Here is a 24,443-nt window from a genome sequence, read left to right on the forward strand (position 1 = left end):
AGGACCCCGCCCCAAACGTCACCCAGCGAAGTGTCGCCGACCGGGCACGTTCACCCTGAAGCTCTTCCCTGCGTGGGCACTAGTCACTCGCCGCCACCGTTGATGCAGGCTAGGTTTGCTTGTCTGTATTCGTGTCCGTGAGCGCTCTACAAGCGCGACGGATGTAATGGAGGGGCGCAATGAAGCTGGCCGGGGATGTGCTTGACGAGCTACTTATAGGTGCGCGCGACAACGGATGGGCCACAGCCGACGGTGTGTCGCTGGCGCAACTCCGGTCCGATGCTGGCCGCCTACGCTTCCACGTCCACAAGGTGCGTACAGGTCCCGTAAGCCCTGAGATTGATGTGTTGACGCCGACGCCGCAGGATAAGGCCGCGGCGCGGTCCCTGAGCGCTGTCTACGGCGTCGGACCGCAGCCGCTGCACACCGATGGTGCGCACCACGAGGACCCGCCAGATGTGCTCTTTTTCTCGTGTGATGAAGTCAGCGCAGTACCGACCCTTCTGCTGCCGATGGCGAGGCCCGCATCGGGGCCCCTCGGCTTCGATTTCCGTCATGGTCTGTTCACTGTCGCATCAGGCAAGGGTGGGTTCCTTGCGCCGGCCTGGACCCAGGCGGGCAAGGTGCGCTACGACCCCGGTTGCATGACGGCGGCCGATGATCGGGCATCTCGAGTGTCCAAGTTCATGGAGTTGAGGCTGGTCGACGGCTCCCCGACACCATTTACGTGGGATACGCCGGGCCGTGTTCTCGCCATCAACAACCGCACCGTCCTGCACGCGAGGGGTGATGCCAGCAGCGAGACCGACCGAGTCCTAAAGCGAATGGCTGTCCGCGTGCACACTTGGCCCGACACCCCAACCGCACAACAGGGTTCAGCTTCGTGACCGTTCCCTACGACTACGAAGCTCTGTGGCTGAAGGCCAAGATGTTTCTCAACCGCGCGATGGACCCCGACGACACCACTCGGTCGTTCGATGAGCGTGCGCTGATGGCGACGTTCGCGCTGGAACTTCTCGCCAAGTCGGCGTTGTCTCGGACATCTCCAGTCCTAATCGCTGAACCCACCGAAGACGGGAGCAATCTGCTCGTCGCCACCGGCCTCCTCAGCGGCGAGGCGCAGTTCATCACCGTACGGGCCAAGACGATTTACAGCCGCTGCCAGAAAGCGTTTCGTCCGTTCAATGCTGACGAGGCGGGGCAATTCACGGCGGCGAGGAACAGCTACATCCACTCCGGGACTGCGCAGTTTACGAATATTCCGGAGGACGGTTGGTGGCCCAAATTCTGGCGGCTGGCGCTTATCCTCAACACCGCAACGGATCACGACCTGGAAGAGCTAGTTGGCGACGATCGGTTGACGACGGTCAATACTCACTTAGAGCGGAACAAAAAACGGATCGAACACCAGGCCGAGATGCTGCTAGAAAACGCCAAGACACGCCTAGCTCAACATAGAGCGGGCGTTCTTCCGGCGCGCGTCGCCAAGCAGTGGGCTCCGGGCCGTGACCGGACAGCAGGGCTGCAATACCAGGACGCCTGTACGTGCCCAGCGTGCGAGGGGCGGGGTGTGGTCGAGGGCGACGACGTGAACGAAAGCCGGGTAGACACGTACCAAGTCAGCAAATACGACTACGAATCCGTCGTTGAGCTGACCGTGTTCCCCGATTATTTCAGCTGTTGGGACTGTGGCCTCGTCCTCGACAGCTTCGAACTCCTTGAGCAGGTCGGCCTCGAAGAACCCTTCACGACAGAGGGAGAGCTGGATGACTTGCGGGAACCGGACTACGGAAACGACTGAGTGAATTCATGCCGACCTGCGGCATCCGCTCCGAAGCCCGTCTCCGGTCTTGGGCTCCAGGCGCGGGCTAACTCGGGCGTTTGCGCTTCGAGCGGGTACAGCTGCTTGCGTCCGATCGGGTGCCGATTCAGTGTCAGCCGTTCGTGAGCGTTCCTCGGCCCCGCAGTCGTTCCCCGCGGGCGCGGCAGGGCGTCGTTGCCTACCGCGCAGTTCGTCCAGGCGGTCGCCGTCTACGAAGCGCTTCCCATCAGAAGGAGCAAACAACTCGCCCGACGTCACCTTTACGGTCAAGGCTCAGGTCCAGTCGCGTTGTCGATGTCGTAGATCGGGCCGACGACGTAAGTCGCGGACGCCTTAGTGAGCGGCTGTCGCGGAGTTCTCCCGGGGTTCACTTGACGAATAGAGATGTTCCGGCGGCGCGTACGTTCTGCGCGAGCGAACTCGGCGCGTTCGATCAGCTGTGCTCGTTCGGCGGCAAGACGCTCATCACGCGAGCGTGCGGTGTCCTCAGTGTGGCGGGCGGTGGCTACCTCGGCGGCAAGGGCGGTGGTGTCGGCTGCCCGGCTCGTCGCTGCGGCCCAAGCGTTCTCAGGGAGCCCGGTAGCGGCGGCGGTGACCTCGGCGTGGGCGCGCACAGTGGCGAGGCGCTGTGCGCTGGTCTGGACCTCGCGGGTCAGGTCATTGACCCGTGTGTGGGCCGCAGGCCGCTCGCGGCGGCGGGCGGCAGCCAAAGTGTTCTGCGCGGCGACGAGCTGGCGGCGCAGGGCGTCGTGGTCGTCGCGGGCGGTGTCGTGATCGCGGGCAGCAGCTGTGGCCTCAGCGATGGCGGCCGCGGTGCGGTGGAGTTGGTCGTGGTCGGCCCGGACGTCGGCGACTCGGCTGGTTGCGCCGCGACGACGGTAGAGGGCCATGTCGGATTCCACGCGGGCCAGGCGAGTGCGGGCCGTGGTGATCTCGGCCGACAGTTCGCTGTCGGTGAGCGCCCTGAGCGGATCGGCGGGCGCCGCGGTGGTGATCTGCAGTTCCACCGCGGCCGGCTCTGCGGTGGTGTCGGCGACGGGAATGTCGGTGAGGTGACGGTCGGTGGTGGCGTGGCGGCGGGCCAGGGCGTTGTCGATGCGCCAGAGCTGGTTGGCGAGTTGGTCGCGGGTGTCGCGCAGTTCGGTGAGTTCGTCGATGTCGATCGACCGTGCGGTGTGGGTGATGAGGTTGATGTCGTCGTCGGTGACGGGTCCGCCGGTGGCCGTGCACACCTCGGTGTGGGCGGTGACGGCGGCGTCGAGGCGTGCCCGGCAGTCGTCGAGCCATGCGGTTGCAGCGGCGATGCGCATTGCGGTCAGGTCGGCGTCGGCGGCTCGCCGTAGTTCGGCGAGCTCGTCGCCGGCGTCGTCATCGACGGTGGGCGCGGGGGTGGTGAGTTGTTCCGCGGCGAGGTCGGCGTCGACCCATTCGGCGTGGGCGGTTTCCACGGCGACTCGGGTGTCGCGTTGGGTGTCTTGGCGTTCGCGCAGCGCCAGGACCATCGGGATAGTCGCCTTCTCGTGGCGGCCACCGAATCCACCGGTTTCGGCTTGTTGTTCCCAGGCGGCCGAGGCTGCTGCTGCGGCGTCGGCGTGCTGGGCGGCGATCTCGTAGCGATCGGCGATGAGGGTCGCGACGTCGGTGGCGACCTGCGGGCCGGGCAGGGGCGCGGCGATGGTGAAGTCGGTGAACCCGAGGTCGTCGTAGTGGTCGACATCGGTATCGGAGCCGGTGTCGCCGACGGTGTCGCTGGGGTCTTCGGCGACGACGGCGTCAAGGTAGGCGTCGTCGGCCAAACCCAGGGCGTCGAGTTCGTCGATGACGTCGATGCCCTGGGCCTGATGGGTGTCGGGGTAGGCGACGAGTGCGCGTTCTTCTTCCTCGGCAGTCAGCGGCGTCTGGACCGGTAGCGGGATGGCCGGTGCGGTAGCGGCGGCGGTGAGCAGGTCGACGCGGATAGCCAACAGGTGTGCGTAGTCGCCGGGGCGGACGGTGTGGGCGGGGTCGCTCGCGCCGCCGGCGTGGAGCAGTTCGTCGGCGGTGGCCAGCAGCTCGTGCGGCGTCCACGGCGTGGCTGCCGTGGCGGTGGTGATGGCCGAGACGAGGTCGGGCCAGGCGGCGCTGGTGGTGATGGTCGCGGCGCTCTGGTCGCCGACGATGGCCTCGAGGTCGGCAACCCAGTCCGGGCGCAGCTCGTGGGGGCCGGTCGGGTCGGTGCCCAGGGTTGCCGATACCCGCCACCACAGGGCGGAGGCGGGCATCTCGGTGGGCAGCGGCGCGGTCTCGGCTGCCTCGCGGAATGCGGTGGTGGGGTCGTTTCCGGTGCGGGCGGCGGTGTCGAGGTGTTCGGCGAGGTCGGGCCAGAACGGGTCGCGGCGCAGGTGTGGGTCGATGGAGTCGGCGAGGGTGTTCCAGCGGGCGAGGTCGGTGTGGGTGTCGATGTGCGCGGCCGCGGCGATGTTGAGGCGTTGTTGGGTGCGTCGTGTTGCGGCGGCGTAGTGGTCGGGACCGGTGGGGCGGCGGTCGGTGTCGTCGACACCGGTTGCGGCGCGGAACACGGCGATCTCGGCGAGCAGTGTCCGGTCGGTGTCGCCGCTGAGGAAGGGGCGTGCCCAGCGGGGTGCGGTGGTGGCGTCCCATTGTCCGACGGTGTCGGTGATCGCCGCGGACAGCTCAGTGATTCGTGCCGCCCGCGCCGACAGGTAGCGGTCCCAGGTCTGGTCGGTGGCCAGGGCGGCGGGGATGGTCGGTAGCCATGCCAGTGGCGGCCGACTCGGGTGCGGGCGGGTCACGGCGTCGAGGCGCCAGTCCAGGACGGCGGCGACGTCGGCGGCGGTGCCGATTTCGCGGGCGGTGTACGCCGCGGTCAGTGCTTCGACGGGGTCGGTGCCGTCGACGGCGAGGGTTGCCAGGTGCTTGCGCAGTACCGGCCATGCTGGGGCGTCGGTGAGCTGCGGGTGCAGGGTGTTGGCGGCGGTGTCGATGCGGGTGAGTTCGTCGGCGCCGACGCGTTGTTCGCAGGCAGCGCCGACGGCGTCGGCGTAGGCGGCGGTCGCCCCGGCGAGGCGGGTGAAGGGGTCGAGGGCGTCACGGGCGGTGGAGGTGGCCGAGGTCTGCGACTCGTCGCGTGCGAGGACCGCGGTCAGGATTTCCAGGCCGGTGTCGGGGGTGCGGGCTTTGGGGGTGGTGACCTTGTGGGGATCGGTTTCGGCGGTCGAGAGGTAGATGTGGTTGGCCGCGCGGCCGCGGGTCATCGCGACGTAGAGCAGTTGCTTGGACAGGCTGTCGGAGCCGACGACGTGGCAGGTGTCAGCGGTCATGCCCTGGGCGGCGTGGATGGTCGAGGCGTAGCCGAGGGTGACGTTGTCGGTGACGTAGTCGGCGGGCAGGGCGATGGTGCGGCCGAGGTCGAGGTGGCGTGCGGTGAGCGCCCCGCCGGCGGAGACGCTGGTGATTTCCCAGCGGTCGCCGTTGCGGACCCAGTCCGTCGCCGACAGGCGCAGGTCTCGTTTGTTGCGGCGGGTGCAGATGATGTCGCCGGCCGATCCGGTCAGGCCGTCGGCCAGGCGCACGGACCGTTCCCGGTGCGCGGTGGGGGTGGCTGCGAGGCGGTCGGCGCGGGCACGTTCGTTGAGAGCGTTGACGGTGTCGCGGGTGGGCGCGAGCATCACCGCGTCGCGGCCCTCGGCCCGGTCGGTGGACCACGCGGTGTACGCCTGGTCGGCGGCCACGGCGTCGGCGCCGATGTGGATGCGGTGGGCGTCTGCGTAGAAACCCAGGCCTGCCGGGTCGCCGGATCGCAGCGCCAGCGACGCCGCGCCCTCGGCGGGATCGCGGAACCGCACGACGTCGGACAGCGTTAGTGCGCCGGTCTCGTGGGCGACGTCGCGCAACACACCGCCGGCGGAGATCGAGGCGAGCTGTTGGTCGTCGCCGACGAGGCGGACGCTGCCTCCGGCGGCGAGGACGTGGCCCACGACGGTGTCGAGGTCGGCGGTCCCGGACATGCCCGCTTCGTCGATCACCAGCAGGGTGGTGTGGTCGATGCTGCGGTACCAGTCGGGCTCGGGGTTCTGGGGGCGTCCGTTGGCGACCCGGTCGCGGTCGTCGGTGACGAGGCTGACGAGCTTGGCGACGGTGTCGGTTTGGGTGCCGAGCTCGTCGCGCAGGATCGCCGCGGCGGCGGCGGTCGGTGCTAGACCCAACACGGTGCCGCCGCTGTCGGTCCACGCGGAGGCCAGGGTGCGCATGGCGGTGGTCTTGCCGGTGCCGGCGGGGGCGAGGGCGACCTGGACGCGCCGCCCGGAGGTGGCGAGTTCACGGACCATCGCCGACTGTCCGGCGTTGAGTTCGCGGTCGTTGGCGGCCTGCTCGAGGAGCGCGATTTCGACGGTGTGCGGATCAATGGTGCGGCCGTCGGTGCGGCGGGCGGCGGCGATAATGCGCCGTTCGGCGGAGACGATGGCCTCTGTGGTGAATAGGTCGGTGTCGTGGGTGGTGTAGATGCTCGCACCGTCGGCGCGCCGCAGTACCGCTGGTTCGTTGAGGTCGCCGTCGAGGCGTGATGATGCGCACGCGATCGCCGTGTCGGGCCCGCACGCGGTGGCCACGATCGCCTCCACGGCGGGGCTGATGGCGTCCGCGGTCAGCGTCTCGTTGCCGCGTAGGACTCGCTCGGCTTCGGCGCGCAGATGTGGGCGCGACCATCGTGCGCGGGTCGCCGACACGGTGGCGGTCACGTCGTTCGCGTAGCGGGCGATCGCCTCCTGGTCGAGGTGATCGGAGAGGACCGGGCGGGGTGTTCCCGCGGCCACTCCGGTGGTCTCGGCCAGCATCGCTGCCACGCCCGGTGCGCCCCCGAGGACGTGCTCGGCCTGGCTGCGCCACTCGCTGCGCTGCTCGGCCAGCGACCGTGGCTCGTGCTTGGCGGCACGTGTCTCCAAGGTGGCCCGTTGAGCCAGATCGAACGCCTCGGTGGTGGTCGGTTCACGACCGTGTGCGGCCTGGAACTCCTGCGACAGCTCGGCGGTGCGGTCGGTGATCGCGGCCCGGCGACTCGACCATGCTTCGATCAGGGTGGTCGGCACACCGACGACCTCGCGGACAGTGCGCTTGTTGCGGTCGGCCACAGCGACGTCGTCGAATGCGAAGCCCAGGCGCTCACGGCAGTGCGCTTCGAGGCGCGAGTTGTAGACCTCCGAGGCCGAGACAGCGGCCTTGTGGAGCGGTCGGCCGTCGAGCGCCATCCATCGTTTGATGCCTGCGGCGTCGGTGACGCGGACCTTGTTCGACACCGTGACGTGGGTGTGGAGGTCGGGGTCGCCGGCGCGCGAGTCGCGGTGGGTGAACGCCGCCGCGATAAGGCCGTCGGAGTCGACCTGGGCGACACCGCCGGTGCCAAGTCGGGAGAACGTGGCTTCCTTCTCGATGAACGCCACAGCGTCGGCGACGGCGTCTGCGTGGGCCTTCTCGATGGCCTGCGCCATCTCGCGCGGAACGATCGCCCACACCGCTGACACCGATTTCACCGGCGAGAACGTTAAGTCGTACCCGGCGACCGAGGACGCCTTGCGGCGGGTCTCGGTGGTGATGAAGCTGGTTGCCTCACGGTCGTCGGCAGGGGCGCGCCCGTAGCGTTCGGTGAACATTTCCGTGGCCAGCACGGAGCGCAGTTCGGCCCGGACCTCGGCGGGGATCGGGGTGTTCCACTTGTTGCCTTCTGCGCGGTTGTGTTCTCGGAACCGCACTGCGAGCCGCTGCACGAACTCCGGTGCGGTGTTGTCGTGGATCGCAAATTCCCGACCCAGCTTCGACGCATTGAGGGCGGCAGCAGCCGACCCGGACGCCTCGACGAACGCCCGCTCGATCGCGTCGGCATTCGGGTGACGGCCTTCACCGAACAACGCCTTCATCTGCGCCTCGGTGACCTGGCTTCCGTACGCGACGACGCGAGCATCCGCGTCAGGTCGAGCGGGCGGCTGGTAACCGGGGCGAGCTCCGGCGGGGGAGATGGCCGGCTCTGCCAGGCCAGCGAGTCCCGACCCCATCCACACGCCCGGCGACTCGCCTTTGGCCGAGTAGTAGTCGGCCAGAGATACCTGGCCCTTGTCGGTCGCGTCCATCGCTGCAACCTGCTTGGTGAGGTACGTGTACCCGTCACCCGCGGTGAGTTTGTGCAGCGACATCACGGCGCGAACCTACCGCGCTATCGATGGGCTCACAACCGTTGCGTTACAACGTCTTTACCTTAGTGCAAGAGGTGTGTGGTGAATGGCTTGAATTTGTTTGGGGAGGCGTTGACCTGGTGACCGAGGGTTGTATGTCGCTTGAGGATGGCGTCAATGGTTCGATTCGTACTGAAGTCGATGTGCGAGCGATACAAGTGACTCACGTTGGGAGAGTTCGACTGTCTGTGGACGTAACCTTCCGGCATGCCTTCGAGACAAACTGCTCAAGAAATCAGAAAGCGGGCACGAGAGCGTGCAGTGGCGGTGGCCGCGAGTCGAGAACGCTCCGCACGAGAGCTTTTCGATGAACTTAGAGCGAAGCAGCGTGCCCAGGCCAAGGCAAACGAGGATGACCTTGCCGCCTATTTCAGCGCGGAGGCCTCAATCGCCAACGCCGAGGAACAGCTTGCTACTGCGAAGCGCGCTGGCATGATCGCGATGGCGGACGCGGCCCGGGCAATCGCCGCGCGCGAAGGAAGTGTCCGCGCCGCCGGTCAGATGCTAGGCATCCGGGCCAGCAGGGTCTCGACGCTTGTGAGGGCGAATGGCACCGATCGTCCTGACGCTGCGATCGCCGAGACGCAGAACTCGGCCATCGCGCCAGCCAAAGAACGGCTAGAGAGCGGTAGAGGGTCCGAGGGCAGCGCCTGCGCGATCCGCGAGGAAGACGAGCGGGCAACGGAGGAGCTGGCCTGAAGCAATTAGTTGCGAAGCGACCGAGCCGCGCGCTCGTTGTGGCGGTCTCCTGACGCCACCGAAGGCCGGGGTGTTGCGCAGAGCAGTCCAAGTGGTTGGTTCGGGGAAAATTCGACCGCGGCGATAGGCGCAAGGTCGCGCGTCCTCGGCCGGTACAACATTTTTCGTCGGCGCGGACGAGCCGGACCCGCGGGCGCTCAAGCGCCGTCTTGCTCGGGGCGAAGGAATTGCGATGGCCGCAGTCAGGTGAACTTTTACCGCATCTTCGCGGTTCTGGCCGGTGCTGCGTGGGTAAGACGCGGCTACCAAAGCGCTCCAGGTCGGACGCTGAGTAGCCGTGGAGGAGAGGGCATACAACTGTCGTCTGGAGCGTGCAGGTTCTTACGTATCGGGGCGAATTCACGATTGTGGCCTGGACACAATCGTGACCGCTAGCCCGACCGCCGAGGTCACCTTGGCCAGCGTCGCTACCGAGACATCGTCGCCGCGTTCGATGCGCGCGATGGTCGGCCGCGACACCCCGGCTTCGTCACCCAGCTGCGTCTGAGACCACCCCCGTTCACGGCGGGCGTCTCGGACGGCATCACCGACGGACGCCAGGCTCACGGCTGGGTCGGTCATCTCTACTCCGAGGGCTCAACGGGGCGGAACTTCCAGCCTCTTGCCTCAGCTTGAGCGAGCATTGCCTTCGCGACGAACAGACAGGAACCTCTGTCATCGGGAGGCACGTCGTTGAAGTCGACGTGCCCGTGGTCATCCGGACGATCGGCGTTCATCGAGTCATCCCACGCGGTGAGGGGTGTTCGACTGCCATTGGAGGACTTGATTTCCACGGACTCGACCTCGTCGACCGTCACGGCCAAGACTCCGGTTGGAGGCAGATACACCTTTCCCTTTTCGTCACACCGCTTCTTGATGTGGGCCGCTCGGTCGGCGTAGGCCTGGTCGGGAGTCGTTGCGTCACCGCGCACGATGGACAGACGGTTGGAGTCCTGCTTGTCCGCGCTACTGAGATTGAACGCCTGCGGCGCGACAACCCCCTTGTCGTCGCACCAGGCGCTAATGATGGGGCGCAGAAGCTCGGTCTCGCCCGGTGTCACCCGCTCACGTGTCGCGTCTTCACTCATGGCCGGCGTCATCCTCGATGAGCCACGCTGCGAGTCGATCAGTGAGGTCGGCGCCTGTCGGCACCGCTTCGTCTCGGAACGTCCCGGCCGCGACGTCAGCGGTGTGGATGTAGAGCGCACCAGAGGGCTCGACTTCGATCGTCAGCTGATTCTCGGCGCGCGGCCAGTAAAAGCGCACACCACCTTCTTCGGTTGGGAAAACCGACCGCGTGACGTTGCCGAGGTCCTCCATCACGTCGATCACATGGGCGCCTCTATTGATCACCTCCGCTGAAATGGCTTGGCCGGAGTCACCGTCAACCCAGCCCTCCTCAAGAGAAGCCAAGGCGCCAATAGCCATGCGTGCGGTTCGCGCGTCTTCGGCATGGTCTGGGTCAGTCAGAACGCCGACAGGTCTGCGGTATTGCGTGTGGATGGTGTCCGCCGCGATGTCAGTGATCGCCTGCAGGAACGCTGGGTCCGTCATATACGACTGAATCTCTCGCGCTTCACTGACCGTCTTCAACACAGCGAGACCGACAGCGCCGCTGAATCCCTCGGATGCCTTGAGCTGCGCGACGGTGTTGTTCTTCGCCATCGCCACAGCCTCCTCATTCGCGTCGAGAAAACCCCAGAACGTCGTGATGAACCCGGACACGCTCTCCGGGCTCACGTCGACCCCCTTGGCCTGGAACATCTCGTTGACCGTGTCGATGGCCTCGTCGAGCGGTCCCCGCTGCGGTATCCCGTCGCCGCCCTTGTGTTCTCCCTCGAAGGTGGGCAGCTTGATGCCTTCACTGCCACCCTCGCTCAGCGAGTGGTCCCCGCTGATCAAAGCCGGTACGAGTTTCACGCCCGAGAGCTGCACCCCCTCCAAGTAGCTGTCGTCGTAGTCCTCGCCGTCGGAGTGAAGGTTGCGCGCGAGCAAGGTCGCGAGAATCGCGCGACGAGCCAAATCCAGATCTTGGTAGTCAACGATCTGGCTGAGGAACTGCCAGGCGTTGCGGTAGCTGATTACGTCGGCGCGAAACCGCTCGAGTTCCTCCCGCTGCGGCTTGTCCTTGCTGAGCACGGCCTGCCGCATCTGACCGTTCCAGCGGTTCTTGATGGGCGCGAGGGCCGTGGCGATCGCCTCGCCGCCTAACTCGAAGCGGTAAGCGTCGACGACGGCGTTCATTTCGTCATACGAGTACACGTCTGCGGTGTCGAGGCGCTCGCCGATGGTGTAGAGGGAGTTGGGGTCGACGTCCCCTTCGACGTGGGCGTCGGAGTAGTAGAGCTTGAAATCCTTCTGGATGTTCGCCGGTGAGTTCCGGAAGTCCACGACCATCGGGGCGGTCTTGCCCGGGTAGGTGCGGTTGAGCCGCGAAAGAGTCTGAACCGTGGCGACACCGGTGAGCTTCTTGTCGACGTACATCGCCATTAGGCGCGGCTCATCAAAGCCGGTCTGGAACTTGTTGGCGACAATCAGAACCCGGTACTGGTCCTCGTCACGGAACGCGCGGCCGACGTCGCTTCGGTTGTTGAGCGAGACTTCGGTGACCGAATCGCCGGTGTCCTCATCGACGAGTGAACCGGAGAACGCGACCAAGGTCTCCATGTCGGTGTAGCCCTGATCGGCGAGGTAAGCATTCATCTTCTTCGACCAGTTGTATGCCTCGGGCCGTGAGCTGGTGACGACCATCGCACGTGCCTCACCGCCGAGCATGTCCATCACGTTCCGCCGAAAATGCTCGATGACCACACGCACCTTCTGCGCGATCGCGGTCGGGTGTAGCCGGGCAAATCGCACGATGTTGGTGACAGCCTCGCCGGTGTTGACGCGGATCTCTTGCTCGTCCTCCAGCGCGTTCTTCACCCGAAGAAACATGTCGTACGTCGAGTAGTTGGTGAGCACATCGAGTATGAAGCCCTCCTCGATCGCCTGCGCCATGGTGTACGTGTCGAAGGCTTCCCAGCGGTCGTCGCGCTGGGTGCCGAACAGCCGCAGGGTCTTCGCCTTAGGTGTAGCGGTGAGCGCCACGAAGGTGATGTTGCTGGATGCGGCGATCGCCGAGTCCTTCGCCAGCAGCAGGTCATCAGCGCTGATGTTCTCGTCGTCCGATTCGAGGTCGAGGTCGACCAGGAGCTCCTTCAGCTTCTTCGCTGCGGAACCTGACTGCGAGGAGTGCGCCTCGTCAGCGATCACCGCCCAGTGTCGGCCGCGCAGTTCCTCTGTGTCCTCGATCAGCTTCATTACTTCGGGGAACGTCTGCAGGGTGCAGGTGATGATGTGGTCACCCTCGACGAGTGCCTTCTTCAGCTGGGGGGACTTCGCCCCCGACTTCTCGCCAACGCTGACGACCAAGCCCTTGCTGGACTGCACCAGATGCATGTCGTGGCGAATGTTCTCATCGAGCACGTTGCGGTCGGTGACGACGATGACAGAGTCGAACGTTGACTGCGAGTCCACACTCATGTGCCGGATCAGCCGGTGGCTCAACCACGCAATCGTCTTTGTCTTGCCGGAGCCGGCCGAGTGCCAGACCAAGTAGCGCCCTCCCGTTCCGTTCGCCTCAATGGCGCCGACGACGCGTTCAACCGCGCGCAGCTGGTGGAAGCGCGGGAACACGAGCCGGCCGTCTCTCTTGCCGGACTTGCTCGGCTCAAACAGCGCGAAGTCCTTCAGGATGCGCATGACCATCGGGCGGGCGAGGATTTCGCGCCACAAATAGTCCGTCGACGAACCAGTACCCGAAGGCGGATTGCCCTCATGACCTTCGTTGCCCTGGTTGAAGGGCAAGAACACGGTGTCCTCGCCGTCCAGTTTCGTAGTCATGTAGACGAGGTCGTTCGACACTGCGAAGTGCACCAAGGCACGGCCGGGCGCGAGCAGCGGGCGATTCTTCCCGGGCCGGCGGTCCTCTTTGTACTGGCGGATCGCGTGGTTGACCGTCTGCGTGTTGTCTGTCTTCAGCTCCATTGTCACGACCGGCAGACCGTTGGCCGTGAGTACCACGTCGATAGTCTCGTTGGTCGCGTTGTCGAAACGCACCTGTCGCAGAACGCGCAGACGCACGGAGTCTGCAGCCTCCACCACCTCGTTGAGGTTGGGGTTCGCAGGCGGGAACTCCATCATTGGCCCGAACTTCGCGGCAGGGCGACCAACCTGGGCGTAGGTAAAGCCCTTCCGCAGCACGCCGAGCAGCCCGCCGACGGGGTGGCCCGTGGTGGCATCCATCTTCGTCTGCTTGGCCAGCTCTTTGGTTGTAATGTGCTGCAACAGTTTTCGCTCGGCTGTGGCCTTCTGCTCCCCGACGAGGTCGGCGGGGACGGCTTTCTCGTACTCGTCGGGGTACTGCGTTGCGAGCCAGTAGAGTACGTCGGCAGGGACCAGCGCGAGGCCGACGTCCCAACCCGTCGGCTTGCCCTCGTTCTCGTATAGCCATCCGCGCTTCGAGAGCTCTGAGCAGAGGTTGCGCTCGAACTCCAACTCCATCAGCTGCGCGTCGCCCATCACGAGACCTGTTTCCGGCCGGTGACAACATCGGTTATGAGCGCTGACCGTCGCTCCAACAGCAACGACTTCAGTTCCGCGACTTTCGACAACATGGCTTCGATCCGACCAGTTACTTCGTCGATGTACTTCAGGACTGCCTTCTGCTCATGAATTGAAGTGACCGGTACGGATACCTCACCGAGAAGACGTTCGTTGAGATTCCCCATCGTTGCGCCGACCGAGAGCTGTTCAAGCTCTCGAATAGCGTCGGGCGACGAGACCACCAACTGGACAAACTCCGGCAGCGCAACCGCAGGATCAGACCGAACACGGAGACTGCCGGTACCGCAGATAGCAGGAGTATCCGCTTCTCTCACCACTGCGCAACGTCCGAATTCGCCTCTGCGTGCTACAACCACGTCTTCGGCGGAAAGCGCGAAACGGTCAAGCTCGGTCGCTTTTGCTTCCGACACAGTCGTTTTGCTGTCAGGGGCGAGGCGTCCACCGACAATATGGGAGGGGTTGATCAGGGGAACCCCATCGCTGATGTAATCGCCCTGCTTCACCTGCGTGCCAAATGGTCCGGTGCTGATCTGTGGCACCATCCACCTGAGCGCCCGACGCTCGGGGATCTTGGCTAGAGCGTTCTCCTTGAGGCCAGCAAGGCGTGAGACGAGCAAAGCTGCCAGTTCATCCATCTTGCCGAGCAACGCGTCGATATGGCCGGTTTCTCTGTCGAGGTAGTCGGCGATATAGACCTGTTCTGTGAAGGGCGGGAACGGCAGCGGTGTTGCATCCAGCACAGCCTTAGTAACCCGCTGCGCGTTGGGGCGCACGCCGGTAGCAACGGCTGCGAAGTATCCGATGTACCGCGAGCTTCGAAAAAGGTGATGTACGTAGCGCGGCTCGAAATGCTCTGAGATCCAAAACACTTTGTAGTCAGGACTGACGTAGCCGGTGAGCGACGAGACACCGATGCCCCCGTGGTTGAGCCACATCATGTTGGCGGCAAGTTGATTTGGTCGAACGACTCGGTAACTCGAGACATCGTGCGAAGCCTTCTGCCCGTCGGTTCGGGTGTTGAGTTCGATACCCCGATACTCTGATATTGAAAGGAGCGGGCCGGGCGGACTATCGCCGTTTCTCTCATCGCTTTCTCTAAAATGGTAGCCGAATTTGGTGGCCTTCCAGTGGCCAGGAATCAGCGATATCGGTGAGCGCGAATCACAGTCACGCGGTGTCGCCGGTAATGGAGATCGGCTCATTCCGCGCTCACCGCGCCGAACATGTCAGCCAGCTCGCCCATGAGTCTCTGCACCTCGGAGTCGATCTCGGCGAGTGGGCGCGGTTCCTCAGGAACATAAAAGATGCGGTTGAACGGGATTTCGGTGCCGTGCCTAGCTTTGGTCAGATCCCACACTGCATCGGGTGCGTACGGCAATACTTCGCGCTCCATGTGTTCGTCAACGTCCTCGCTCAGCGGGATGCGCTCGGTGATCCTCCATCCGTCCGCGATAACGGGCTTGCCTTTGCGATCGACGGCCGCCGGCTCGGAGTCATCTGCCACGGCCATGACTTTCATCGCGGCGTCGACAAGACCAACCGGCGCCTTGAGCCCCTCTGCCTTCGCCGCCTCGGGGAGCGTCTTCGGGAGGTCGTTCCAGGCAGTTCCGTCTAGCGACTTCAGTACTGACACGTACCCATCGACAAAGTCTCGACGGCTTCGGAGCGCATCGATGCACTCCTGGGTGAAATGGACCCCGAACCGTGCCTGCTTGTACACGGGCACGTCGCGGAATCTGAAGTCCTCGGGAGTCATCACGCGAGAGATCGCAGGGTCAGCCTGGTCAAACGCCTTGTACGCCTCCATCAGCGTTTTCCGATGGGTCTTCCCCATCTCGCGGCGCTTGTCGCCCATCGGTTTCCACATGGAGTCCCACTGGCCCGATCCGTCGATCAGCTGGATTTTTCCCTTTCGGTCCGGGTCCTTGTTCGCGTCGAGGATCCAGACGTATGTAGCGATTCCCGTGCCGTAGAACATGCTCGTGGGCAGCCCGATGATCGCGTCGATCAGGTCTTCTTCGAGGAGCCACTGACGGATCGAGTTTGGCCCATTGTCACTGTTGAACAGCGGCGACTGGTTCGAGACGACGGCGGCGCGGCCGCCCTGACCGTTCTTCGCCGCTGGGCTGAGCTTGGATGCGCAGTGCGCCAGGAACAACATCTGACCGTCACTGGTACCCGGCAGACCGTGGCTAAAGCGCGATCCGTGTGATTTTGCCTGTTCCTTGACGGCCTTCTCGTCGGCCTCCCAGTCCTTGCCGAACGGAGGGTTGGAGAGCACGTAGTCAAACGCCTGATCCCCATAAAGGTCCTCTACGAGGGTGTTACCCCGCTTGATCGCGTCCGGCCGGCCGCCCTGAATCAATAGGTCAGCTTTGCCGAGGGCGAAGGCCGACGGCATGAGTTCCTGCCCGTAGAGCGTGACGTCGATCTTCTCGTTCATCCGCTTGAGCGCGTCGTGCGCGACGAGCAGCATGCCGCCGGAGCCGGCGGTCGGATCGTAGATGGAGCGTAGGGCACTCTCACCAGCAAGACCGTCGTCGTCGTTGGTGATCAAGATGTCGACCATGAGCTTGATCGCATCGCGCGGGGTGTAGAAGTTGCCCGCGGCTTTCCCCTTCTTGTTGAAGGCCCGGTACATCACGTCCTCGAAGACATCGCCCATGGCGGTGTTGGCGAGTTCCTTCGGCGACAGGTCGAGCTTTGAGAAGTGCTTCACCACCGAGTGGAGACGGTTGGCATCGGCGAGGACCTTCGCGCGGCGGTTGAACTCAAAAGAGGTCCAGATGTCGGCGATGTTGTTCGAGAAGCCGTCAACGTAGCTCTGTAGAGACTTGTGTACGTTGTCGTCGACTGAGGCGATCGTTGCGAGGTCGAGTGGCGAGACATTGTAGAAGCTCAGCCCGAACCTGTCCTTCACCGCGATGTCGATCAGATGCGGCGGCATCGTGGCGAGCGAGGCGACGAACGCAGTCACCTCCTGTTTGGTGTCCGCGAGCATGCATTCCAGCCGACGGAGCACCGTGAACGGAAGAATGTAGTCGCCGTAGTCCTCCTCGTCGACGATGTTGCGCAAGTACTTGTCGGCGGTGTCCCACACGATGCGTGCGGTCGTCCTATTGTTCGCTGCGTCAGCCAATGTGCCCTCGATCGGTCCCGCTCACCCATCAGAATGTATCGGAAACGTTACATCGGAGTACGAATAATCGCCCGAGGCGCATGTCACAAGAGCAAGGACCGGCCTGGACTCGGCCACTGTAGTTCTCGATGGTCGGGTGCGACCCGCCGCTGCTACTCGAAGGTGCCCTTCAAGTCCACGCAGAGGTTATTCCCGAACCGGTAGTCCAGCAGGCGCCGGCGGTGCATCTGGTGCACGGCTACCCCCGGAGAGATCCCCACCTGCCTCGCGGCGCGCACAATGTCACCGTCGCGCGTAAGTCCCTGGAAGGGCTCGATGCCGCCAGCCCCGAACAGCGTCTCGAAGGCGAACTGGTTCGCGCCCTTCTCGGCGGCGCTGGAGCGCTTCTTCTCCGTTTTGAACTCTAGGTGCATTTCGCCACGGGGGTCGTTGAGTACGTGTCCGAGTTCATGGAACAAGGCCCAGATTACGAAGCCGTCCTTGCCCCACCGGCCCGTCTGCTGGATGACCGGTACCTTGCCGTCGATCCACCGTGTCATCCCCAAAAGCGGGAAGTTTTTTGGCGGCTCGACGACCATGAAGACGACACCGATCTTTGCGAGCTGGCCAGCGATGTCCTGAAGCATCGTCGTGTCCGGCCGGGCTGCCCGCGCACGAAGCTCCGGGAGCGCCGCGTGGAGGTGCGTTTCCTCGTAGTCGTACTTTCGGCCGCGCTCGAACGACGGAGTGAACTCCGCGGCGCGAAGCCAGGTGGTCAGAGCTGTCGGCGCGACGTCGGCGCCGGACTCCTTCAACGCCGCGAGCGCGTACTCACCCTGCGAAGCGGTCTCGTGGAGGTGCTCGTAGACCTCCCAGGTACCGCAGCGATGAAAGGCGAGGAAATCGGACACCAGGCGACCCGGATTGGCGCGCGTCGCGGAGGTGGCGCCGAGGCTCCTAAGATACATAGCGGCGTTCGAGTCGATGGCCTCGGCGTGCTGCGCGAGGTCTTCCTCATCGGCGATGCGGCTGAGGTCCGCGCGGTACGCAGCCTCGTACCGCAGCCACGCGTCGGCAGGTATGCCGACGACGCGCTCCAACCGTCTGGCGGTGTCCGCGGTGATCGGGGCGCGGCCATGAATGATCTCGTTCACCTGCTTGCGGCTGCAGCCCACCAGGTCGGCCACTCGCTGCTGGGAGAAGCCCTGTTCGTCGATCCACTCCTCCAGGTACTCCCCGGGGGCGACGGCGTAGTTCGTGTTGGTCATTGGCTTCTCCTCTCAGTGGTAGTCGTCGATGTCGATCACGGTCACTGTGACCGCGTTCCAGGAATCTGAATCGCCTTCGGGCCGGATCAGCAGCCGGTAGTTGTCGCTGAGCTTCCCGGCCCACTCTCCGGCGTGGTCCTCATGAAGCTGGTGCCAATAGCCCAGCGGGTCGATGGTGGACAGGTCACCCACTGTCTCGGCTGTGCGCAGCGCGTTGACCCGCCGGCGGAGTTTGTCTGCGATGTCCCCACGCTTCTTCCGCATCACCCGCTCGTCCGTACACAGCTTCTCAAGCTTCCGATCCTGGTACTTCACGTCCAACTGGTGTCACCAATTTCGTTACAGTCTAGCGCGAGCCGATCGCGCATTATGCCGGTTGTGACAAAGAAGACCCACCGAGAGTCGCTACGCGGAGGCCGTCGGACTCCGGTCCGCACCCGAGGTAATCCGAGGGTATCGGTGCGGCGCGAGAGGGTGATGCAGCCATGCCGCGACTAGTCCGTTCGGGCCAACGGTGCCGCAAATCGGCGCGACGGCAGGGGGCCGCGCAACACTGCCGAGTCCAGATCGCGCCATGCCCGCCGTGCAGACCTCCGCAGAGCACTGCGTCCTCAACTTGTGGCTGAGACCCTCGGCGTACCGCGCTTGCCTGAGGCGGGGTGCCCTGCTGACGCGGGTAGACGAGGCCATTGGTGCCAACAGAGCGCCGTCAGGCGAGAGTGGCATCTACGGCACCTATGGGCTTTCTGGGTGAAGTCCGTTCAAAACTGCGGACACATACGGCTCGCAGAATGACCAATCGAGGTCGCTCCAATCGACAGCAGTCGCGTTGTGGGTTGGCTCGGACCCGGGGAGTGTTCGAACGTGTTCGAGGAACGGCCCATCATCCTCTGCGTCCGGGTCGCCACGCTCCCATGTCTTGAACTGCTGGGCGGCTTGCTGCGCGGCCTTCAGATACTCGTCGATCGCGGCTCGTGCAGCGAAGAACTTCTGGGTGCCAACCTGCATCGCTCCGCTGAAGCTGACGTTGGGTTGGTCCAATTCGACTTGCATTAGGTCGAATTGGAGGAACTCGGCGATGGCAATCGCCTCCGACAGGCGTGGCTCGCGCTGTCCGCTTTCCATGCGCGTGATCGCGGCCTGGTCGATCGTTACTCCAAGCTCGATCAGCCGCTGGGACAGTGCCCGCTGGCTCAGTCCAGCATCCAGGCGTCGTCGGCGCATGGTCGATCCGAACGTCTCGCCCGTCGGTTCGTCGTGATTCATATTCGACACGCTAGTGCTTGACAGCATCAACGGCGAGTGCCACGCTCGTGATGATTCAGTAATGACTCAAGATGGTCATTCAGCATCAATCGACCCACGAGGGAGTGTCCCGTGAACGACGAGTTTCTCACCACCAAGCAGGTCAGCGAGCGTTGGCCGTTTCTGCCGGCGGCCACCCTTCGGTACTGGCGCCATGCGGACGAGGGCCCTGCATCTTTCAGGGCGGGATCGCGAGTCCTATACCGCAAGAGCGAGATCGAGCGATGGCTCACTGCGCAGGAGACCTCGACGCGACGCGGTGGCGGCGCTGCCTGATCGCACCTGCGCAGCAAAGCGCCCCTGGCTCGGCGGCAACCGAAGACCAGGGGCGAACAGTCCCATCCCACATTCCTGAGGAACCGAGACTATGTCCGACGATAGCGCGCGCACGCCCTTTTACGCATGGATCCCGATTGGGTCCACCACCGAGAACGAGACAGCGATACAGCTGTCTTCCGACAGCCGCGGTGTCGAACTCGTCTTCGTCAACGTGTCCGGCCGCGGGATCGTGCACCATTTGTCCCGGGACGAGTTCGCCTGCCTGCTGACCCATGTCGCGGGCAGGCTCGGATTCACCTTCCCGCGAGACGTTCGGTGACCGCTCCTACGCATCTGCAGAACGATCGCGCGATCGACAGATGCCGAAATGCCTTCGAGGCGATGGGTCTGCAGTGGACAGCAGGCTCTCATCTGACCGCATCTGCACAGGCTCCGGGTCACAGTGCAGCCGATCGGTCGGTGACTTTCCGGCAAATCGAGGGCTGCGTCCTTGTTAACAGCTTCGCTGACGATAAAGATGCCGTTCTCGAGGCGGTCGGGCTGTCGTTGGCTGACCTCTACGATGACGCGTCGGGTGCGCGCTACGACTACCCCGACGGACGGGTTGTCTACCGATCGCCGGCCAAGAAGTTCCGCCAATCGGGAAACGTGCTGGGTCGAGCCCTGTTCCATGCGGACCGACTCCCGGCTGACACGTCGGTGACCGTGTATGTAGTCGAAGGTGAGAAGGACGTGCTCACGGCCGAGTCACACGGGCTCGTGGCCGTGAGTGGGGCCATGGGTGCTGGGAAGGCGAGGCATTTCGATTGGACCGTGCTCGCGCATCGTCCCGTCGTGGTGGTGGCCGACAAGGATGAACCCGGCCTCAAACACGCCCGCGCCGTCGTCGAACTCGTCGAGTCGGTAGCCGCGACAGTGTGCATCGTGGAGGCGGTAGGGGACTGCAAGGATCTAACAGATCACCTCATGGCAGGCGAGGACGTCAGTGCGCTGGTCGAGCGCCGCCGGTCCGGCCGACACCTTCGCGTCATTCGCGGCAGTGACGTAACGATGCAGAAGCTGGAGTGGTGGGAGCCCGACCTGATCCCCATGTCGTCTCTCACGCTGCTGGCGGGGCGAGAGGGCAAGGGTAAGAGCACTATTGCCTGCGACTGGGCAGCCCGGGAAACACGCGCCGGAAACTCCGTGCTCTACCTGCATTCGGAAGACTCCCGCGAGCACACAGTCACTCCAAGACTAGTCGCGGCCGGCGCCGACCTGACGAAGGTGCTCTTCATCGACGTCGAAACCGAGACGACAGACGCGGGAAACCTGATCTTGCCCGTCGACGTGCCCGCACTCGACCGAGTCGTCGCGGCCAACGACGTGACTCTGATCGTCCTCGATGCCGCGACCTCAAGCATGTCCGCCGACCTGTCTGGTAACGATGACCGCCAAGTCAGACGGTTCCTGGAGCCGCTCGCACGGCTGGCCGGCACCCGGCGGGTTGTCGTTCTGGGCCTCGTTCACTTCGGCAAGAGGGAGGGCGTAGACAGCGGAAAGCTCATTCTCGGGTCGATCGCCTGGAGTCAAGTAGCGCGATCGGTCCTCTCCCTCGCGGACGATCCGGAGACCGGGAACCTGATCATCACCAACACAAAAGGCAACCTGGCTTCCCGCGTCCGTTCGGTCGAATGCCGACTCGAATCGCGTTCCGTCATGACCGCAGGTGGTCCGACTGAGGTCGGCAGGGTGGAATGGCTCGGCGACACCAATCACGATGCCCGCGACTTCCTCGTGGCCGAGGGCGAAGACCATGAGGAACGCAATGAGGTGCAGGCCGTCATCGTCGACTACCTACGCGATGTCGGGGGTAGCGCGCCCGCGGCCGAGGTCCTTCGCATCACTCGCGCGGCGGGACTGATCGACAACGTGGTGAAGAAGGCCAGACGGAAGGCCGGCGTTCGGACCAAACGTGTCGGTTTCGGCAAGGACTCGGCCTGGATCTGGTCCTTGAACGACACCGAGGAAGCCCAATCGCCCACTGGGAGCGGGGATGAACAGTGACGGGGACGCGGCGAGGTAGACGTGCTGGCGTAGAGGACCGTTGGCGTAAAGCGGACGGCACGGCGAGCTCTCGCGACGGGATCGGAAGACGATGGCTGGCGCGATATGTCGACGAGTCAGGTGAGGAGCGCACTCAGTCCTTCACGCGGAAGGTCGACGCGCAATCGTGGCTAGACGACATTGCCGCCGCGATCCGGGCCGGCACCTATGTGTCTCCGCAGACCGGCAAAATCTCGATCGGGGAGCTGTACGACCAGTGGTCGAAGGCTCAGGGGCACATCAAGCAGACAACGGCTGCGACTCGGGCGGTGACATGGTCGGCCTACGTCCGGCCGCATTGGGAAGACATCGCCGTGAAGGACGTGCAACCGAGTCACGTTCGCGCCTGGGTTCACGGGCTGAAGGAGGGCGGCGCCGGCCCGGAGACGATCGAGAATGCTCTCGGCGTGTTCCGAATGATCTGTCGAATGGCGGTCGATGACCGGCGGATACCTCGGAACCCCTGTGATGGCGTCAAAGCCCCACGTCGGGAGCACCGAGCGCGCGGGTACCTGAACCATCCGCAGGTCGAGCTGCTTGCTGAAGCAATGCCTACCGATCTTGACTCCAGCGTCGTTCGCTTCCTCGCCTACACCGGATTGCGATGGGGTGAGATGGCTGCGCTCCGCGTCGAGAACTTCGATCTCGCGCGCCGAAGGCTGAACATCCGCCAGGCTGTTGCCGAGGTGAGAGGCGAACTCGTGTGGTCTACGGCCAAGAACCACGAGCGTCGGTCAGTCCCGTACCCCGCCTTCCTTGCTGACGAGCTCGTGGCTTTGGTCCGGCACAAGGGGCGTGACGACCAGGTCTTCACCCGAGGTGGGTCGGTGGTCCTCCGGGTCTCGACGTGGCGGCCCCGGGTCTTCAAGCCGGCGGTCGATCGCGCCATCGCCCAGGCAAACGAGTTGCGCAGCGCTCAGATGCTGCAGGGTCTGGACGAGCTGACGGCTGAATTTCCGATCGTGACACCGCACGATCTCCGGCACACTGCAGCGTCGCTCGCGATCTCAGCCGGGGCGAACGTGAAGGCGGTTCAGACCATGCTCGGACACAAATCCGCTGCACTCACTCTCGACACTTATGCAGACCTGTTTCCAGACGACCTCGAGGCGGTCGCCGCGGCGCTCGACAGGGCGCGGGACTCCGCGTTGCTCGCACTGAGAAATTCTCCTGCGGACTGTGTGCGGACTGGAAGGAACTAGCCAATGTCGACTAGTTGTAGAAACGAGGAAGCCCCGACCGGGTTTCCCCTGGTCAGGGCCTCATCTGTGTCTCAACCAACACGTCGGGGTGGCGGGATTCGAACCCACGACCTCTTCGTCCCGAACGAAGCACGCTACCAAGCTGCGCCACACCCCGTGGCATCCTTGCGGACAACCTCGACCAGCTTAGCGCCTCGCGTAAAGCGAGTTAAATCGCCTGGTCAGCAGGGTGGCGCTAGCCCTGGCGCATCCCCGCGGTCAGTGGCGGCAGCGACTGCTCCTCGTCGTACTCGGCGTCGCCGTGCGAGACCGGGGTGAGGGTGAGCAGCGTGGCCTCGGGCCGGCAGCAGAAGCGGTAGGGCGCATACGGCGAGGTGCCGAGTCCGGCGCTGACGTGCAGCTTCATCGACGCACCCCAGCTCGACGGGCCCTTCACACGCGACCGGTCGAGTTCGCAGTTGGTGACCAGCGCGCCGAAGAACGGCACACAGAGCTGCCCGCCGTGGGTGTGCCCGGCCATCACCAGGTCGTAACCGTCGTCGGCGAACTGGTCGAGCACGCGGGGCTCGGGGGAGTGTGTGAGCCCGAGCCGCAGGTGCGCCAGCGGATTGGGGCGGCCCGCGATGGTCTCGTAGCGGTCGCGGTGGAGATGCGGATCGTCGACACCGGCGGCAGCTACGCGGACCCCGGCCACCTCGAGCTCGCGAACGGTATGGGTCGCATCCAGCCATCCACGCTCGGTGAACGCTGCGCGCAGGTCCTGCCACGGCAGCGGGTCGCCGAACGACTTCGTGTGGTTCTTGTTGAAGTACTTCAGCGGGTTCTTCGGGGTGGGCCCGAAGTAGTCGTTGGAGCCGAAGACGAACAGCCCCGGACGCGACAACAGCCCGCCGAGCGACTGGATCACCGACGGCACCGCCTGCGGGTGGGCGAGGTTGTCGCCGGTGTTGATCACGAGATCGGGTTCGAGCGACTCCAGCTCCGAGACCCACGCCTGCTTGAGGCGCTGTCCGGGCAGCATGTGCAGGTCGCTGATGTGCAGCACGCGCAGGGTGCCCGAGCCGGGCTCCAGCACGTTGAGGGTGCGATGCCGCAGCGCGAAGGCGTTGCGCTCGATGAGCGTCGCGTACGCCAGTCCCGCCGTCGCCGCGCCGGCCGCCAGTGCGGCGCCCTGCTGGAGTGACGTGAGCCGCGACGTACCGGCACCGATCCGCGAGAAGTCGACCTCTACCATCCGGCCAGGATACCGATCGTGTCGAGCCGCTGGCCACAAGAAAGCCCCGGGGTCGCACGCGATCGCGATTACCGTGGGCGCCATGACCGATTCCCCGCTCAAGCAGAAGCTCCGCACCGACCTCACCGCATCGATGAAGGCCCGCGACACCGACACCACCGCGACGCTGCGCATGATCATCTCCGCGATCGGCGCCGAAGAGGTCTCGGGTACCGAGGCCCACTCGCTCACCGACGAGCAGGTCATCGGTGTGCTGCTGCGGGAGAACAAGAAGCGCGCGGAGTCGGCGTCGATCTACGACGAGAACGGCCGCGGCGAGCTGGCCGCGAAGGAACGCGCCGAGGCGGAGATCATCTCGCGCTACCTGCCCACCCAACTCGACGACGCCGGCATCGACGCCCTCGTCGCCGACGCCGTCGCCGCGGTCACCGCCGAGACCGGTGAGGCGCCCACCATGCGGCAGATGGGTCAGGTCATGAAGAAGGTGCAGGCCGCTGCCGCGGGCGGGGCCGACGGCAAGCGCCTGTCGACCGCGGTCCGCGCCGCGCTCGGCTGACCGA

18 protein-coding genes and 1 tRNA gene are annotated in these 24,443 nt (G+C 64.8%); 8 read left to right on the forward strand and 11 right to left on the reverse strand.

What is annotated here, in order from left to right; translation table 11 throughout:
- Window positions 1-179: 179 nt before the first annotated feature.
- Both TU34_RS03480 and TU34_RS03485 read left to right on the forward strand, forming a co-directional pair.
- On the forward strand, window positions 180-887 hold the full coding sequence (locus tag TU34_RS03480; protein ID WP_150116380.1) for a Fe(II)-2OG oxygenase family protein: 708 nt from the start codon (window positions 180-182) through the stop codon (window positions 885-887).
- Window positions 884-1,801, forward strand: a complete 918-nt coding sequence (locus TU34_RS03485) for a hypothetical protein (RefSeq protein WP_045821455.1) — start codon at window positions 884-886, stop codon at window positions 1,799-1,801. The genes TU34_RS03480 and TU34_RS03485 overlap by 4 nt, the downstream gene beginning before the upstream one ends.
- Window positions 1,802-2,088: 287 nt before the next feature.
- Here TU34_RS03485 and mobF read toward each other — a convergent pair whose 3' ends face one another.
- On the reverse strand, window positions 2,089-8,007 hold the full coding sequence (mobF, locus tag TU34_RS24470; RefSeq protein ID WP_052688690.1) for a MobF family relaxase: 5,919 nt from the start codon (window positions 8,005-8,007) through the stop codon (window positions 2,089-2,091).
- Between the two features lie 300 nt (window positions 8,008-8,307).
- On the opposite strand from mobF, the gene TU34_RS03495 reads away from it, so the two are divergent.
- Window positions 8,308-8,745 (forward strand): hypothetical protein, encoded by a 438-nt coding sequence (locus TU34_RS03495; RefSeq protein WP_045821456.1) that lies wholly within the window; start codon window positions 8,308-8,310, stop codon window positions 8,743-8,745.
- A gap of 399 nt (window positions 8,746-9,144) precedes the next feature.
- Here the strand turns inward: TU34_RS03495 and TU34_RS03500 are convergent, their stop codons facing one another.
- The 8 genes from TU34_RS03500 to TU34_RS03535 form a co-directional block, all read right to left on the reverse strand.
- Window positions 9,145-9,366, reverse strand: a complete 222-nt coding sequence (locus TU34_RS03500; RefSeq protein WP_045821457.1) for a helix-turn-helix transcriptional regulator — start codon at window positions 9,364-9,366, stop codon at window positions 9,145-9,147.
- Window positions 9,367-9,368: 2 nt separating this feature from the next.
- Complete coding sequence (locus tag TU34_RS03505; protein ID WP_045821560.1) at window positions 9,369-9,872, reverse strand: hypothetical protein; 504 nt, start codon at window positions 9,870-9,872, stop codon at window positions 9,369-9,371.
- A complete protein-coding gene (locus TU34_RS03510) occupies window positions 9,865-13,347 on the reverse strand; it encodes a type I restriction endonuclease subunit R (RefSeq protein WP_045821561.1) in 3,483 nt (1,160 codons plus the stop codon). Before TU34_RS03510 ends, TU34_RS03505 begins: the two co-directional genes overlap by 8 nt.
- The gene (locus tag TU34_RS22855; RefSeq protein ID WP_082079803.1) at window positions 13,347-14,594 is read right to left on the reverse strand and encodes a restriction endonuclease subunit S domain-containing protein; all 1,248 of its coding nucleotides are present in this window, start codon (window positions 14,592-14,594) and stop codon (window positions 13,347-13,349) included. Before TU34_RS22855 ends, TU34_RS03510 begins: the two co-directional genes overlap by 1 nt.
- Window positions 14,591-16,531 (reverse strand): type I restriction-modification system subunit M, encoded by a 1,941-nt coding sequence (locus tag TU34_RS03520; RefSeq protein WP_045821458.1) that lies wholly within the window; start codon window positions 16,529-16,531, stop codon window positions 14,591-14,593. The genes TU34_RS22855 and TU34_RS03520 overlap by 4 nt, the downstream gene beginning before the upstream one ends.
- A gap of 152 nt (window positions 16,532-16,683) precedes the next feature.
- Window positions 16,684-17,778, reverse strand: a complete 1,095-nt coding sequence (locus tag TU34_RS03525; protein ID WP_045821459.1) for a HigA family addiction module antitoxin — start codon at window positions 17,776-17,778, stop codon at window positions 16,684-16,686.
- Window positions 17,779-17,790: 12 nt separating this feature from the next.
- Window positions 17,791-18,093, reverse strand: coding sequence for a type II toxin-antitoxin system RelE/ParE family toxin (locus TU34_RS03530; protein WP_238981154.1), 303 nt, complete (start codon window positions 18,091-18,093; stop codon window positions 17,791-17,793).
- 420 nt (window positions 18,094-18,513) lie between these two features.
- Complete coding sequence (locus TU34_RS03535) at window positions 18,514-19,044, reverse strand: helix-turn-helix domain-containing protein (protein WP_045821461.1); 531 nt, start codon at window positions 19,042-19,044, stop codon at window positions 18,514-18,516.
- Between the two features lie 111 nt (window positions 19,045-19,155).
- Between TU34_RS03535 and TU34_RS03540 the strand changes: the two genes are divergently transcribed.
- The 4 genes from TU34_RS03540 to TU34_RS03555 all read left to right on the forward strand — a co-directional run bounded on the left by TU34_RS03540 (window position 19,156) and on the right by TU34_RS03555 (window position 22,649).
- Window positions 19,156-19,359 (forward strand): helix-turn-helix transcriptional regulator, encoded by a 204-nt coding sequence (locus TU34_RS03540; protein ID WP_045821462.1) that lies wholly within the window; start codon window positions 19,156-19,158, stop codon window positions 19,357-19,359.
- Window positions 19,360-19,450: 91 nt separating this feature from the next.
- Complete coding sequence (locus TU34_RS03545) at window positions 19,451-19,681, forward strand: hypothetical protein (RefSeq protein WP_045821463.1); 231 nt, start codon at window positions 19,451-19,453, stop codon at window positions 19,679-19,681.
- Window positions 19,678-21,408 carry an AAA family ATPase gene (locus TU34_RS03550; RefSeq protein WP_238981155.1) on the forward strand — a complete coding sequence of 577 codons (1,731 nt, stop codon included), beginning with the start codon at window positions 19,678-19,680 and terminating at the stop codon, window positions 21,406-21,408. Before TU34_RS03545 ends, TU34_RS03550 begins: the two co-directional genes overlap by 4 nt.
- Entirely contained in the window at window positions 21,405-22,649 is a 1,245-nt protein-coding gene (locus TU34_RS03555; protein WP_045821465.1) for a tyrosine-type recombinase/integrase, read from the forward strand. Before TU34_RS03550 ends, TU34_RS03555 begins: the two co-directional genes overlap by 4 nt.
- An 83-nt stretch (window positions 22,650-22,732) precedes the next feature.
- On the opposite strand, the gene TU34_RS03560 is transcribed toward TU34_RS03555, so the two are convergent.
- Both TU34_RS03560 and TU34_RS03565 read right to left on the reverse strand, forming a co-directional pair.
- A tRNA-Pro gene (locus TU34_RS03560) sits at window positions 22,733-22,806 on the reverse strand.
- A gap of 78 nt (window positions 22,807-22,884) precedes the next feature.
- The gene (locus TU34_RS03565) at window positions 22,885-23,883 is read right to left on the reverse strand and encodes a metallophosphoesterase (RefSeq protein WP_045821466.1); all 999 of its coding nucleotides are present in this window, start codon (window positions 23,881-23,883) and stop codon (window positions 22,885-22,887) included.
- A gap of 82 nt (window positions 23,884-23,965) precedes the next feature.
- On the opposite strand from TU34_RS03565, the gene TU34_RS03570 reads away from it, so the two are divergent.
- A complete protein-coding gene (locus TU34_RS03570) occupies window positions 23,966-24,439 on the forward strand; it encodes a GatB/YqeY domain-containing protein (protein ID WP_045821467.1) in 474 nt (157 codons plus the stop codon).
- Window positions 24,440-24,443 lie beyond the last annotated feature (4 nt).

Source organism: Williamsia herbipolensis, from assembly GCF_000964005.1.
Taxonomy (GTDB): Bacteria; Actinomycetota; Actinomycetes; order Mycobacteriales; family Mycobacteriaceae; genus Williamsia_A; species Williamsia_A herbipolensis.

Excerpts from the sequence above, each read along its gene's own strand:
- TU34_RS03545 (WP_045821463.1), top strand. The coding sequence starts at position 19,451 with ATGTCCGACGATAGCGCGCGCACGCCCTTTTACGCATGGATCCCGATT.
- TU34_RS03525 (WP_045821459.1), bottom strand. The coding sequence starts at position 17,778 with ATGACCAACACGAACTACGCCGTCGCCCCCGGGGAGTACCTGGAGGAG.
- mobF (WP_052688690.1), bottom strand. The coding sequence starts at position 8,007 with ATGTCGCTGCACAAACTCACCGCGGGTGACGGGTACACGTACCTCACC.
- TU34_RS03500 (WP_045821457.1), bottom strand. The coding sequence starts at position 9,366 with ATGACCGACCCAGCCGTGAGCCTGGCGTCCGTCGGTGATGCCGTCCGA.
- TU34_RS03535 (WP_045821461.1), bottom strand. The coding sequence starts at position 19,044 with ATGAATCACGACGAACCGACGGGCGAGACGTTCGGATCGACCATGCGC.
- TU34_RS03565 (WP_045821466.1), bottom strand. The coding sequence starts at position 23,883 with ATGGTAGAGGTCGACTTCTCGCGGATCGGTGCCGGTACGTCGCGGCTC.
- TU34_RS03480 (WP_150116380.1), top strand. The coding sequence starts at position 180 with ATGAAGCTGGCCGGGGATGTGCTTGACGAGCTACTTATAGGTGCGCGC.
- TU34_RS03570 (WP_045821467.1), top strand. The coding sequence starts at position 23,966 with ATGACCGATTCCCCGCTCAAGCAGAAGCTCCGCACCGACCTCACCGCA.
- TU34_RS03510 (WP_045821561.1), bottom strand. The coding sequence starts at position 13,347 with ATGGGCGACGCGCAGCTGATGGAGTTGGAGTTCGAGCGCAACCTCTGC.
- TU34_RS03505 (WP_045821560.1), bottom strand. The coding sequence starts at position 9,872 with ATGAGTGAAGACGCGACACGTGAGCGGGTGACACCGGGCGAGACCGAG.
- TU34_RS22855 (WP_082079803.1), bottom strand. The coding sequence starts at position 14,594 with ATGAGCCGATCTCCATTACCGGCGACACCGCGTGACTGTGATTCGCGC.